The 12,552-nt window shown below is 69.4% G+C and carries 12 protein-coding genes; 6 read left to right on the top strand and 6 right to left on the bottom strand.

What is annotated here, in order from left to right:
- The first annotated feature begins 13 nt into the window (after positions 1-13).
- From ABGB18_RS40960 to ABGB18_RS40945, 4 genes are read left to right on the top strand one after another with little or no spacing between them, the layout of a single operon-like run.
- Entirely contained in the window at positions 14-955 is a 942-nt protein-coding gene (locus ABGB18_RS40960) for a sugar ABC transporter permease (RefSeq protein ID WP_347701071.1), read from the top strand.
- The gene (locus ABGB18_RS40955) at positions 952-1,791 is read left to right on the top strand and encodes a carbohydrate ABC transporter permease (RefSeq protein WP_347701070.1); all 840 of its coding nucleotides are present in this window, start codon (positions 952-954) and stop codon (positions 1,789-1,791) included. Before ABGB18_RS40960 ends, ABGB18_RS40955 begins: the two co-directional genes overlap by 4 nt.
- Before the next feature lie 34 nt (positions 1,792-1,825).
- Positions 1,826-2,497 carry a GntR family transcriptional regulator gene (locus tag ABGB18_RS40950; RefSeq protein WP_347701069.1) on the top strand — a complete coding sequence of 224 codons (672 nt, stop codon included), beginning with the start codon at positions 1,826-1,828 and terminating at the stop codon, positions 2,495-2,497.
- Between the two features lie 21 nt (positions 2,498-2,518).
- Positions 2,519-4,330, top strand: coding sequence for a hypothetical protein (locus ABGB18_RS40945; RefSeq protein ID WP_347701068.1), 1,812 nt, complete (start codon positions 2,519-2,521; stop codon positions 4,328-4,330).
- 215 nt (positions 4,331-4,545) lie between these two features.
- Here ABGB18_RS40945 and ABGB18_RS40940 read toward each other — a convergent pair whose 3' ends face one another.
- On the bottom strand, positions 4,546-5,736 hold the full coding sequence (locus ABGB18_RS40940) for an alpha/beta fold hydrolase (protein ID WP_347701067.1): 1,191 nt from the start codon (positions 5,734-5,736) through the stop codon (positions 4,546-4,548).
- A gap of 87 nt (positions 5,737-5,823) precedes the next feature.
- On the opposite strand from ABGB18_RS40940, the gene ABGB18_RS40935 reads away from it, so the two are divergent.
- The gene (locus ABGB18_RS40935; RefSeq protein WP_347701066.1) at positions 5,824-6,240 is read left to right on the top strand and encodes a MarR family transcriptional regulator; all 417 of its coding nucleotides are present in this window, start codon (positions 5,824-5,826) and stop codon (positions 6,238-6,240) included.
- Positions 6,241-6,433: 193 nt separating this feature from the next.
- On the opposite strand, the gene ABGB18_RS40930 is transcribed toward ABGB18_RS40935, so the two are convergent.
- The 3 genes from ABGB18_RS40930 to ABGB18_RS40920 form a co-directional block, all read right to left on the bottom strand.
- Positions 6,434-7,321 (bottom strand): alpha/beta hydrolase, encoded by an 888-nt coding sequence (locus tag ABGB18_RS40930; RefSeq protein ID WP_347701065.1) that lies wholly within the window; start codon positions 7,319-7,321, stop codon positions 6,434-6,436.
- A 327-nt stretch (positions 7,322-7,648) separates the two neighbouring features.
- The gene (locus tag ABGB18_RS40925) at positions 7,649-8,020 is read right to left on the bottom strand and encodes a hypothetical protein (protein WP_347701064.1); all 372 of its coding nucleotides are present in this window, start codon (positions 8,018-8,020) and stop codon (positions 7,649-7,651) included.
- 9 nt (positions 8,021-8,029) lie between these two features.
- Positions 8,030-8,809: an SDR family oxidoreductase gene (locus ABGB18_RS40920; protein WP_347701063.1), complete on the bottom strand. Its 780-nt coding sequence runs from the start codon at positions 8,807-8,809 to the stop codon at positions 8,030-8,032.
- Positions 8,810-8,911: 102 nt separating this feature from the next.
- Here ABGB18_RS40920 and ABGB18_RS40915 point away from each other — a divergent pair, with 102 nt between their 5' ends.
- On the top strand, positions 8,912-9,748 hold the full coding sequence (locus tag ABGB18_RS40915) for a helix-turn-helix transcriptional regulator (RefSeq protein WP_347701062.1): 837 nt from the start codon (positions 8,912-8,914) through the stop codon (positions 9,746-9,748).
- A 412-nt stretch (positions 9,749-10,160) separates the two neighbouring features.
- Here ABGB18_RS40915 and ABGB18_RS40910 read toward each other — a convergent pair whose 3' ends face one another.
- Together ABGB18_RS40910 and ABGB18_RS40905 are read right to left on the bottom strand one after the other, a co-directional pair.
- Positions 10,161-11,159: an amidohydrolase family protein gene (locus ABGB18_RS40910; protein WP_347701061.1), complete on the bottom strand. Its 999-nt coding sequence runs from the start codon at positions 11,157-11,159 to the stop codon at positions 10,161-10,163.
- 120 nt (positions 11,160-11,279) lie between these two features.
- Positions 11,280-12,467 (bottom strand): MFS transporter, encoded by a 1,188-nt coding sequence (locus ABGB18_RS40905; protein WP_347701060.1) that lies wholly within the window; start codon positions 12,465-12,467, stop codon positions 11,280-11,282.
- Positions 12,468-12,552 lie beyond the last annotated feature (85 nt).

Below are 12,552 nucleotides of genomic sequence, written 5' to 3'. Positions count from 1 at the left end.
GAGGTGCACGGCGTTGACCACCACGATCGAACGTCGCACCGGCGCCCCCGCCACGACGGCAGCGGCCCGCCCCCGGCAGCGGGTCCCGCTCACCGCCTACCTGTTCGTCCTGCCGGCGGTCATCTTCCTGGCCGCCACGGTGCTCTACCCGCTCGTCTACAACATCGACCTGAGCTTCCGCGACGTCGGGCTCAAGGAGATCGTCAGCGGCGGCGGCACGTGGGTCGGCCTGGACAACTACCGCGAGGAGCTCGGCAAGGACGAGTTCAGGTCCGCTCTGGCGATCTCCATGGTCTACACCGTGCTCAGCGTCGGCGTGTCCTTCGCCTGCGGGCTCGCCCTGGCGGTCTTCCTCAACAGAAGGTTCCCCGGGCGGAACCTGATGCGCTCGCTGCTGTTGATCGCCTGGGTGCTGCCCACCGTGGTCAGCGCCAACGTCTGGCGCTGGATGCTGGATGGCAGTTACGGCCTGTTCAACACCGTGCTCGGCGCGCTCGGCCTGCTGGAGCAGGAGGTGTTCTGGCTGGTCGAGCCGGTCACGGCGCTGGTCGCAGTGATCGCGGCGACGGTGTGGAGCACGGCGCCGTTCGCGATGATCCTGCTGTTGGCCGGCCTGCAGAGCATCCCGAAGACGGTGTACGAGGCGGCGCGTATCGACGGGGCCGGTGCCTGGCACCGTTTCTCCCGCATCACCGTGCCCATGTTGCGCCCGGTCAGCCTGACCGTACTGCTGCTGCTGTTCGTCACGACGTTCAAGACGTTCGACACGATCTATCTGATGACCCGCGGCGGTCCCGGCGACGCCACCACGATCCTGCCCATCCACGCCTACCTGGAGGCATTCCAGTTCTTCCGGTTCGGCGAGGGCGCGGCGGCCACGACGGTGATGTTGCTGATCCCGCTGGCGCTGAGCCTGTTCTACTTCCGCTCGCTCAGGAGGGAGGAGGCGGCGTGAGGATTTCGCGCGCCCGGCTGGCCACGGCGCTGAGCATGGTGCTGGGCATCGCCCTGGCCGGCGTCTACGTCGTGCCCGTCTACTGGATGGTGGCCACCTCGCTGAAGCAGCCCGCCGACATCTTCGCCTCTCCGCCCGACCTGATCCCCTCGCCGCTCACGGTGCGCGCCTACGCCGACAGCGTGCTCAACAGCTCGGGCGTGCTACGCGGGCTGGCCAACAGCACGATCGTCGGGGTGGCCACCACGTTGGTGACGCTGGCCCTCGCCCTGCCGGCCGCCTACGGGCTGGCCCGGTTCAGGCTGCGCTTCGTCAACGCGTTCCTCCTGCTGTTCCTCGTCGTGCAGATGATCCCGGCGATCAACATCGCGCTGCCGATGTTCGTCATCTTCAGCCGGCTCGACATGGTCAACACCTACACCGGCCTGGTGCTGGCCAACAGCTCGCTGGCGCTGCCGCTGGCGGTCACCGTGCTGCGGCCGTACTTCCTGACCGTGCCCGGCGAGGTGGTCGAGGCCGCCAGGGTGGACGGCTGCACGCAGTGGTCGGCGTTCCTGCGGGTCGCACTGCCGGTGTCGGTGCCCGGGATCGTCACCGTGGCCGTGGTCAGCTTCCTGGGCGCCTGGGGCGAGTTCGTCTTCGCGCTGGCCCTGACCACCCGTGCGGAGATGCAGCCCGTCAGCGTGGTGCTGGCCGGACTGACAAACGCGTTCGGCACCAGGTGGAACGACGTGATGGCGGTCTCCGCGGTGGTGGCCCTGCCCATCTTCCTGACGTTCCTGTTCCTGCAGCGCTTCGTCGTGGGAGGGCTGACCGCCGGGGCGAGCAAGAGCTGAATCCGACAAGGGAATACGACGAAGGGGCAACGACTTGAGCAGGAGTCCGATCTACCGGGAGGCGCAGGTCCGGCTGAAGGACTACATCCGATCCCGGGGGCTGCGGCCCGGGGACCGGCTGCCTCCCGAGGCCATGCTGGCCGCCGAGCTGGGGGTCAGCAGACCGTCGCTGCGCGAGGCGACCAAGAGTCTGCAGACGCTCGGCGTGATCGAGGCGCAGCACGGCAACGGGCTGTTCGTCGCGCCGTTCTCCTTCCGGCCCATCATCGAGCAACTCCCGTACGGGCAGGCCGAGAGCAACACGCAGTTCGGCGAGATCCTCGTGGCCCGCGAGTCCATGGAGGTCGGCCTGATGCACTTCGCGGCCAAGCTGGCCGGCAGCGCCGAGCTGGCCGAGTGCGAGCGGCTGGCCCACGTCATGGGGGAACGGGAGGCGGCCGGCGAGTCGAGCGCGGCCGTGGACAAGGAGTACCACCTCATGCTCTATCGGGGCCTCGGCAACTCCCTGGTCGACCAGGTCATCGAGACATTCTGGGAGCTGTTCTCCCGGCTCGGCGACGCCATCCCACGCGCCAAGGGCACGGGGCTGGCCGCCATCCACCTGGCCGTGGTCCGCGCGCTGCGCGACGGCGACGCGCGGCTGGCCTCCGACAAGATGCGGGCCCACTTCGACGACGTCCGCTCCCGCGCCGCCAACATCGACTGATCCCTAGCAGAAGGAGAGTTCATGACAGACACCCCATTGTCACGGCGAAGGCTGCTCGGCTATGCCGGTGCCGGGGCGACCGGCGCCGTACTGACCAGTGGCGGGCCCGCCGCGGCGGCCACCGCCGACGCGGCCGCCCTCCGGGTGCCGAGCGCGGTACACGTGGCCAGGGAGAACATCCCAGGCAAGCACGCCATGCTGCGCACGGACGGGTACTCGGCCTCCGGCGACGGCGGCGGCGCGACCTACCGGCGGCTCGGGGCAGCACCCGCCCAGCCCGACCGCTGGCACTTACGCTCCGCCGACGGCACCTGGTGGGAGATCGCCGACGACGTCGTCTCGGTCAAGGCGCTGGGTGCCAAGGGGGACTACGACGAGACCACGGGCATCGGCTCCGACGACACCGAGGCCCTGCTCGCGGCCACCAGGCTCGACCGGGTCATCTACGTGCCCGGCACCTCCCTCACCTACCGCTGCACCATGGGGATTCGCCTCACCAGGGACGGCACCACCTGGTACGGCGACGGCTACCGCTCGAAGATCACGCTGTTCTCGATCGAGACCGGCGCGGGAGCACTGCTGGGCATTCACGGCGACGCCCCCACCACCCCCGCCGGTCCGCCGGCCCGCACCGTGCGCGGCGTCCGCGTTTCCGGCCTGCACCTGGACACCCGCAACACCAAGAACAACAACGGCCTCGGCGGCTCCTTCGCCACCGACGTGTGGGTGGAGAACATGTACTTCTCCCGCATCGGCCGCAAGGCGCTGACCTTCCAGTACCACTGCCGCAACGTGCACTGCCGCGACGTCAAGATCTACAGTACGGCCACCGAGCCGGGCTCCACCTTCGCCGCCATGAGCATCGAGGGGCTGACCGCGGGCGTGGACCTGAGTTACTACCCGGGCGGCACCAGTACCACCGAGAACCTCCTCGGCGCCGACATGTCCAACCTCACCTTCACCAACATCGACTGCGCCGGCACCGGCTACAACTACATCGTCGTCTCCAACGCCCACCGGGTGCGCTTCGACAACATCGATCTTGGTGACACGGCGGGGGCGGGATCGTTCGTCATCTTCACCCGCCGGGTACGCGACAGCCACGTACGCGGCATCCGCGGCGGCGACACCCAGCGTCGCCTGATCTTCTTCGACACCGACGTGAGCGGCTGCGCGGTGGAGGACTTCCGCTTCGGCGCCACCAAGGGCACCGCCGGCGACGGCCGGGCCATCCACTGCGCGGGCCCCGGCAACCGCTTTACCGGCGGGTCGTTCGGCCACCAGAACACCGCCGCCCCCGAGGCCATCCTCATCTCCGCACGCGACGTCACCCTGTCGGGAGTCGACGTGCGCGAATGCGCCGCCCCACTGATCCTCAACGGTCCCCCTGCCGCCGAGGGCCTCTCGCTCACCGACTCCCGCTTCACCGCCGCGACCGCCTCCGCCTTCCGGGTCAAAGGCCCCGGCACCGTCATCCAGGGCAACCGCTTCTATACTCCGGACTCCCCCTTCGTCGGCCGCTTCGAAGGGCCGGACGGCCAGTGCGTCGGCAACCACCTGGCCGGCACCGGCCGGCAGCGCCTGATCCTCACCCCTGGCGCCTCCGCGCTCATCGCTCTCAACACCTTCGGCGCCGGCTCGTCGATCGAGTTCCAAGGCAGCACCCTGTACGCCAGCGCATGCTTCGCCAACACCGGCGTGACCGGCACCGGCCCGAACCACCTGCCGCTCGGAGGCGGAGCGCTGCACGCCGACGGATCCGGACGCCTGCGCATCAAGAACACCGCCTTCACCTCCGACACTGATGGCGTCGTGGTCGGCACCCAGACCTGATGCCCCGGCCGGCGCAGGATGGATACGCCATCCTGCGCCGACGGCAAGCCGGCGCTCCCCTGCCCGGCAGATCGTCGCGGCCGGTAGCCAACTCCCGCGGCCAGACTCGCCCCTGGCCCGGCCCAGGGGCGGACGTGACCGCATCGGCCGGCCTCAGCGTTCCGGCGTCACCGAAGCGCGCCGCACCACGATCCGGGCATGCTTGATCGGCTCGCTCACTGGTCAGCTCCCTTGAGGGCGGACAGCCAATCGAAGATGACCTCATGGGCGAGGTGAACGGCGCCGTTCTGGCAGTGCAGGCCGCCACCTTCGGCCCCGGGGAACTCGTGCACCCGGACCGAGCGCGCGCTGGTCAACCGGCGGGCGAAGTCGTGGGCGAGGCGGTTGTCGAAGAAGTGCTCGTCCTCGCCCAGCAGCACGAGGACATCGGCTTCGATGGCTTCCGCCCACTGGCCGTCGTCGTATCTGCCGATCTCTGCGATCAGGTCGGGAAGAGTGGCCACGCCGAACGTCCACAGCGCGTTGCCGAGCGCCCAGCGCAGTTCGGCGTCGTAACGTGCGTTCAGCCTGATCAGCAGCTGAAGCCAGGCGGGCATGGCGGAGAGCCGCCCGCGCAGCGGGCGGGGCATCTTGTGGGCGAACGCCTGCATCATGCCTGGGAAGTAGTCGAACAGCACGATCGCGTCGTAGCGCTTCTCCATCGCGGCCGCCCGGGCCAGTAGGTGGCCGCCGAAGCTCACCCCGACCCCGATGATCGAGCCGGGATCGCAGTGCCGTGCCAGCGAGTCGATCGCCGTGGCGACCGGCCGTTCCCAATGCGGCGTGAACGGCATCCCGAATTCCCGCAGCAGGTTTCCCTGCCCCGGCCCCTCGTACAGCAGCACGTGGAAGCCCCGCTCCAGCGCGCCGGCGCCGATGACGAAGTACAGCTCTTCCGGCGTCGAGTCGAACCCCCCGTGCACGACCAGCACGTCCCTGGCCTCCGGGCGCGGTGAACGAAGGAAGATCGTCTCCATCTCGGCGCCCTCATATGGAATGCGCGAGCGTGTGGCGTCCACGCCGAGAGCTGCCAGTCCGGCATCGAACCACGTCCGGGAACGGCGCGCGCAGTCCATGCGACGAGGGTCGCCGGGGTCGAGGTAGAACTCGGCGGTGCGCATGTAGTTGCTCGCCCGCAGCAGGGCCTTACCCCGCGAGACCCGGTCGCTCAGCCGTTCGCCGCGGCCGTGTGCGGTCATGGCCAGGCTCGCCCACTGCCGGTGCCAGGACTCGAAGTCGCCCGGTCGTACCCGTGAGACCGCGGAGACGACCTCGCCGTAGTCGGCTCCGTTGAACGGGCTGGACCACAGTGCCCGGACCGCTTCGAAGTGAAACGTTGATGTTCGTGACAGGACGGGGCCGCGCATACCACTCTCCTCGATATACGTCATGACGTCTAATGACATGACGCACAATATCTATGTCATGTCATCGATTCAAGTAGACTGCCGCCCGTGGACCAAGTGCTGGAATTCGTACTCGCCGTCAAGGCCGCACACCGGGAGATCAACCGGCGTTTCAGCGAAGCCCTGAAACCCCTGGGCATCACGGTGGTCCAAGCCGAAGCGATCCTCATCCTCGCCGACGACCAACCCCTCACCCTCGGCGAACTAGGCTCCCGACTCATCGCGGAGACCGGCAACCCCAGCCGCCTCGCCGACCGCCTTCAGGCCGCCGGCCTCATACACCGCCATCCATCTCCACACGACCGCCGCCGCATCGAACTCACCCTGACCACCCACGGCCGCGAGATGGCCACCCGCATCCAGCAAGCGCGCCGGCCACTGCTCGACTGGGGCCGCACGCTCCTGGACGACTCCCAGTTCGCCGCCGCCACTACCGCACTGCACCGCGTTCGCGACCAATCCTGACCTTTACGCCCGGGCGGCTTGGACGGGGCACAGACGTTCTGGATCAATGGTGTGCCGACGGGCACCGGCCTTGACCACGCCGACGTGCCGGAGTCGCGGCAGCATCAGATCCAGCGGCGGCGGTGCCGTGGGTGGGGCCCCGCCACCGCCGTACGCCCGGAGCGACGGGGGAACGCCGTCTGGCGCTCCCGTGTCAGACCAGGAATTCGAGCAGGGCCTTCACCACGGCCGCCGGAGCTTCCTCAGGAAGGAAGTGACCGGCCCCCGGGATGACGAGCCCGGTAACGTCTGTGGCCACCAGGCGCATGACCGTCTCCACGAACGTGCCGCCGCTCAGTTCGCCGCCGAGCGTCAGCACGGGGATGGTCAGTGGCCCGGCCTCACGTACCCGCGCCAGCCCTTGGTCCGCACGGTAGAACTCGAAACTGGCGTGTAGTGCGGCCGGGTCTCGCAGGGCGTCCACGTACACATCCACGGCGTGGGGCGGGATGGCGTAGGGGGTGGCGGCCTTGGAGGCGAACTGGTGGCCGAAGTAGATCTCCTCGCGACCGGCGACCATGCGTTCGTTGACGTCCGCGGGCAGGCGGTTGAAGGCGAAGTGCCACATGAGGTCGCCTCTGGCCGGGTCCGTCATGGGCGGCGGGAAGTCCGAGATGCCAGGGAGGATGGCTTCGGCCACCGCCAGGTGGGTGACACGGTCGCGGTGGCCGGCGGCGAGGGCGTAGCTGACGACCATGCCGAGGTCGAAGCCGGCGATGGCGAAGCGGTGGTGTCCCAGGCGGGTCATGAGGGCGGCCATGTCGTCGGCGAGTGTGAGGGGGTCGTACCCGGTGGCGGGTTTGTCGCTGGCCCCCACACCGCGGACGTCGGCGGCGACGACGGTGAAGCGCTCGGCGAGGTCCGGCATGGCCAGGCGCCAGCAGTACCAGAACTGGGGCCAGCCCGGGAGCAGCAACAGCGGCGGTCCGTCGCCACCGACCACGGCGTGCAGGGTGAGATCACGGACCTGGACCGTTCGGCTGGTGAACGTGCTGGTGAACCCGTCCGGCAGGTGTGGCACGTCTGTCACGGTGAAGGGCATGTTCGTCCTCCTTATGAGGGCAGGTGAAGAAGGGCAGGCAAAACTCGCCCGTGCGGAAATCCGGACGAGCCATCCGGTCATGCTGGTCGCATTACGAGGGCACCGCTGTGCGAGGACGCTGCTCGTAACCGGCAGCGCATCGCTGACGTGGGCCGAACAGGTGCTCACGACGACGCGCCTGTGCCGCGGGGTCGTGTGCCCCGACGTGACCCGGGACGACCTCATCCCGCTCATGTGCGGCGTGACCTACGCCATCGACGAGACGGCCATCGACAGGAAGGCCGGCCATCTCGATCGTCACGCAGCCGGGAGTCGGGCGCGGACAGGCTACGTCCAGCGGCGGATCGCGTCGATCGTGGTCTCGGGCGAGGTGTTGAAGCAGAACCGGATGCCGGGCTGCGCCGCCACCAGTACGTTGATCAGCCGCTCGAAGAGCACGGTGTGTTCCGGCAGCACGCGCACCCCGGCCCCGATCATGGCCAGGCCGAAGGGACCTTCGGCCGACAGTCGCTCGCGTACGGCTTCCTCGGCCACGACCGGGTCGGCGGCGATGAGGCACGACACGGTGTCCAGCCCCGCCGCATGCAGCGCTGCCTCGCCCTGTTCGATACGGGCGGCCAGCGTCGCCTCGTCCAGGCCGGGATGACCGGAGAAGTCGATCGCGCTCGGGTGCAGGCCGATCGTCAAGATCTTGGTCATGTGGGGCTCCTACCAGGGGACGGGTCCGTTGCGGTCGAAGAAGCCGCCCGTCGGCCCTTCGCGGTCCAACGTGGCCAACCGGATGACCGGCTCGGCGGCCTCCGCGACGGTGTGCATGCCGGTGTGCTGGTTCATGTCGGTCGCAGGGTTGCCCGGATCGGCGGCGTTGACCTTGAAGCCGGGCAGTGCACGGGCGTACTGGGAGACGAGCATGTTGAGCGCGGTCTTGGACGAGGCGTAGTCCAGGCTCAGGAAGCCGGACTCCGGGCGTGCGGGGTCGCAGGCGTAGGTCAGGGATGCAAGTGCGCTGGAGACCATGACGATACGGGGATGGTCCGACTTGCGCAGGAGGGGCAGGAACGCGTGCGTGACCCGTACCGGGCCGAACACGTTGGTTTCGTACAGGACCCGGAGCCGATCCACGCCCATGTCGGCGGGATCCAGCCGTGAGCCGCCGACTCCGGCGTTGTTGACCAGGACGTCAAGATGGCCGGCCCTCCTGGCCACCGTCTCGGCCGCCGCGGCGACGGAGTCGTCCGAGGTCACGTCCAGTTGGACGAACTCGACGCCAAGCGCGTCCGCCGCCCGCGTACCTCGTTCGCGATCACGGGCGGCCAGGAACACCCGCCAGCCCCGCTCCGACAGGCGGCCGACCGTCTCTCTGCCCAGCCCCTTGTTCGCTCCGGTGACCAGCGCCACCGTAGTCGTGTCCGCCGCCGTGAGCTGTTCCGCGCCCGGTGCCGGTGTATCCGCCGGCATCGGCTCATCGCCGTTGGTGTCCGTTGTCATGGATTGATCGTCCGGGAACGGGCCCAGCCCTCACCAGGACCGCTTTGGCCTGGGACTGACCGTACCACCCGATTTAGCTGATCAGCGCGGCAGAATCAAGGAGTGAATCGTGCCGAACTCGCCGCAGTACTCCGCCAGGCCCGCTCCCGCCTGCGACCGCAGGATGTCGGCCTGCCGTCGGGCACCCGCCGCCAGGTGCGCGGCCTGCGCCGCGAAGAGGTAGCCCTGCTCGCGGGGCTGAGCGTCGATTACGTCGTCCGGTTGGAGCAGGGGCGCGGCGCACGGCCGTCCGCCCAGGTCATCGCGGCGCTGGCGCAGGCCCTGCGGTTCGACGACGACGATCGTGACCTGGTGTTCCGCCTGGCCGGTCACGAGCCGCCGCAGCCCGGGCACGTTGCCATGGTCGTACGGCCGAGCGTGTTGCGGCTGCTGGACCGGATGGCGGATCTGCCGGTGCTGGTGCTGTCGGCCAAGGGCGACGTGCTGGCCTGGAACCCGCTGGCCGCAGCACTGCAGGGCGACATGACCGCCTGGCCCCGGCGCCGGCGCAACCTGATCTGGCAGCGCTTCCTTGGTAGCAGCCGCTGCCAGATCGCCGCGGACCCGCGCGAGGACGAGGCCGCCGCCCGCGCCGCCGTCGGTACCCTGCGCGCCGCCCAGGCCCGTTATCCGCGTGACACCGACCTCGCCCGGATGATCAGTGACCTGCGCCGCGGCAGTTCCCGGTTCGAGGAGCTCTGGCAGGAGGGACGCTCTGCGGCCTGGCGTGCGGCGATCAAGTCGATCCGCCATCCCCAGCTCGGAACGATCACGCTCGACTGCGACACCCTCCTGCTCCCCGACGCCGATCAGACCGTACTCGTGTACTCCGCCGAACCGGGAAGCCCTGAGGCCACAGCGCTCGACATGCTCAGGGCGACCGGGCTGCAGCAGCTGTGAGGACAGATTCGGGGCCCTGCACCGCGTCCAGCGCGCACTTGGCGGCGGTGAGGGCGTCAGCACAGGGTTCGGTTGGTGCGCCGGAGGATGGGTGCGCAGCGTCGCGATGCCCCGTTGGCACGAGTGCCGTGCAGGGCTCGCCCGGTCCGCTCATCGTGATCGGGCGGTCGCACCCGGAATCCGGCTCTGCTTCAACACCTCACCGGAGACGACGATCGACGCCCTTCACCGTTGGGTACAGCCCTCCCGGATTGCACTCAGCGGAAGGCCGCCGCGCGCTGAGGGATGCGGACCTATCCGGGCACAGGCCGAGATATAGGGCCGTGGACGACACGCTGTATGTCAAGCAGTGGACCAAGAAGGCGTGACTCCCCTCCGTCCGAAGCCGGTGGATGGAAGCGGTTCACGGTCATCAGAGGGCGCGGTTCTGGCTGGCCGGGGTGTGCTCGACGCCGCCGCACCAGATGCGACGGATGTTCCGGGTAGCGCGAATGTCGGCAAGAGGGTCGCCGTCGATCAAGATCAGGTCGGCGCGCAGCCCTGGCTCGACAGCACCGCGATCGGTCAGGCCGAACGCCTCGGCCGCGAGCCGGGTGGCCGCGCGTAGCGCCTCGGCGGGGCGCAGTCCGGCGTTGACCAGCAACTCGAGTTCGTGGTGCAAGCTGCCTCCGGCTTCGGGCTGGAACGGCACGCCGGCCGTGTCGTTCGTGTCGGTCCCGGCCACGACCCGCACCCCGGCCTGGTGAAGCAGACCCACGCTGCGGCGGGCGCCGGCGAACCCCTCCGGCCGCCCGATCGTTGCCGCGATGCCTTCCATCATGGTCATGGTGGGGACCACAGCGCAGCCGGCGTCCACGATCCGGGCCACGACCGGCAGGTCCAGCGCTGGGCCGAGCGGGACGTGGGTGATGATGTCCGCGCCCGCATCGAGGGCCATGATGACGGCGGCCTGGGACACGGCGTGTACCACGACCGGCTTGCCGCGGGCGTGTGCCGCGCGGGCCAGGGCTGTCACGGTTTCCTGGTCCGGGCCGCCTTCGCCCGGATCGGCCACGATCTTGATGTAGTCGCTGCCTTCGGCCAGCCGCGCGGCGACGAACGGCTCGGCCTGGTCCGGGCCGGTGACGATGGCGTCGGCCGGCATCGTCGGGATGCGCGAGTGCAGGCCGCCTGGGCCGATGGCGGGGGTGCCCGCGCTTCGCACGTCGCTCCCGCCCCGCACGCCGCGCAGCGTCGTCAATCGCCGCGCCGGCCAGGTCGCCATGTCCAGCCCCGTGGTGACCCCATACGAGCAGAGTTTCTCCCGCGTGTCCTCACCACTGAGGTGAATGTGCGCATCGATCAGGCCGGGCAGCATCACGCCGCCGTCAGCGTCGATGATCTCGGCGTCGTCGGCATCGGTGCCGATCATGTCACCGTCGATGACGACCGTACGTGGTTCGGACAGCCCATGTCCGTCAAAGACCCGCACGCCCGTGATGGCGACTCGATCATTCATGATCTTCCTGCTTTCTTCGTGTGCCTGAGCTGGTCAGCTCCGGGTGTGGCTGCCACGGGCATCGTCCGCGCCGGCCGCGCCGCTGTCCGGCCGGGTGCGCATCGACCACCACAGTGCGGTCAGCGCCAGGAGCCCGGTGATGAACGCGGCGTAGCCGATGCCGGTACGGCCGGCCAGGCTGTAGCCGATGGCACCGACGAGTCCGCCTGCGCTGATGCCGAGATAGATGGCGCTCTGGTGAAGGCCGAGCACGATGGGCGCCACCTCTGGCGCCGCCGCGGCGACGCGCAACTGCTGCGGGACGTTGACCATCCAATGCAGCATCGCCCAGGCGCCGACGCCCAGCAGCGCGAGCGGCATGGTGACCGCCACCGACGGGACCACCAGGACCGCGGCGGTGAGGCCGGGGGCGACCGCCGCGATCGTACGGTCCGGACCGTACCGATCCGCCAGCCGTCCGGCGAGCAGGTTGCCTGCCATCGCCCCGGCCCCGAAGCAGAGCAACGTCAGGAACTGGCGGTCCGGGTCGCCTCCGGTGGCCGGCATCAGGACCTCGTCGATGAAGTTGTACACCGTCCAGCTTGCGGTGAGGCACAACCAGGTCGCCAGCAGAGTGGCGAGCACCCACCGATCTCGCAGCGGCGCCACCCGATCCCTGAGTGCGACCGCGCGCGACCCCTCGAGCGCCGGCAGTAACAGGATCCCGGCCATCGGCAGCGTCGCGAGGAGTGCGAGCAGGCCGAGCACCAGTCGCCAGCTCGTCGTGACACCCAGCCACGCACCGATCGGAAGGCCGAGGACGATGGCCGTCGTCAGGCCGCCCACCACGACTGCCACAGCGCGTCCTTGCCGGTCTCCTGCGACCAGGCGCCGAGTGACGGCCAGTGCGTTGGCGGTGTAGACGCCGGCGCCTACGCCGGCGATCACACGCGCGGCGGCCGCACCGGGAAAGTCCATCGCGACCGCGGTCAGGGCGTTGCCCACACCGAACACGGCCAGCGCGACGAACAGCACCTGCCGTGGCGGCCGGTGCCCGACCAGAGTGGTGAGCAAGGGGCCGCCCAGCGCGTAGGCGAGCGCGTAAACCACGATGAGCTGCCCGACGACGGCTCGGCCGGCGTGCAGGTCCGCGCTCATGCGGCCGAGCATGGGCGCGATGACGAACGTTGAGACCCCGACCGCGAAGTTACCGGAAGCGAGCGTGAACAGCTTCGCCTTCATGGGGCTCTTCTCCGCGACATGAATGGCTCCCCGGCAGGTAGTTGAAGATCTCAATCATGTTGCCACAGGTTACCCGCACTAGTTG

It is taken from the genome of Nonomuraea sp. B12E4 (genome assembly GCF_039871825.1).
Lineage (GTDB): Bacteria > Actinomycetota > Actinomycetes > Streptosporangiales > Streptosporangiaceae > Nonomuraea.
Note: the sequence above shows the minus strand (reverse complement) of the source record. Positions and strands in the feature narration are given on the sequence as shown.

Coding starts and splice junctions, on each gene's coding strand:
- ABGB18_RS40940 (WP_347701067.1), bottom strand. CDS start 5,736: ATGCGCGGCCCCGTCCTGTCACGAACATCAACGTTTCACTTCGAAGCG.
- ABGB18_RS40905 (WP_347701060.1), bottom strand. CDS start 12,467: ATGAAGGCGAAGCTGTTCACGCTCGCTTCCGGTAACTTCGCGGTCGGG.
- ABGB18_RS40910 (WP_347701061.1), bottom strand. CDS start 11,159: ATGATCGGCACCGATGCCGACGACGCCGAGATCATCGACGCTGACGGC.
- ABGB18_RS40930 (WP_347701065.1), bottom strand. CDS start 7,321: ATGCCCTTCACCGTGACAGACGTGCCACACCTGCCGGACGGGTTCACC.
- ABGB18_RS40925 (WP_347701064.1), bottom strand. CDS start 8,020: ATGACCAAGATCTTGACGATCGGCCTGCACCCGAGCGCGATCGACTTC.
- ABGB18_RS40920 (WP_347701063.1), bottom strand. CDS start 8,809: ATGACAACGGACACCAACGGCGATGAGCCGATGCCGGCGGATACACCG.
- ABGB18_RS40945 (WP_347701068.1), top strand. CDS start 2,519: ATGACAGACACCCCATTGTCACGGCGAAGGCTGCTCGGCTATGCCGGT.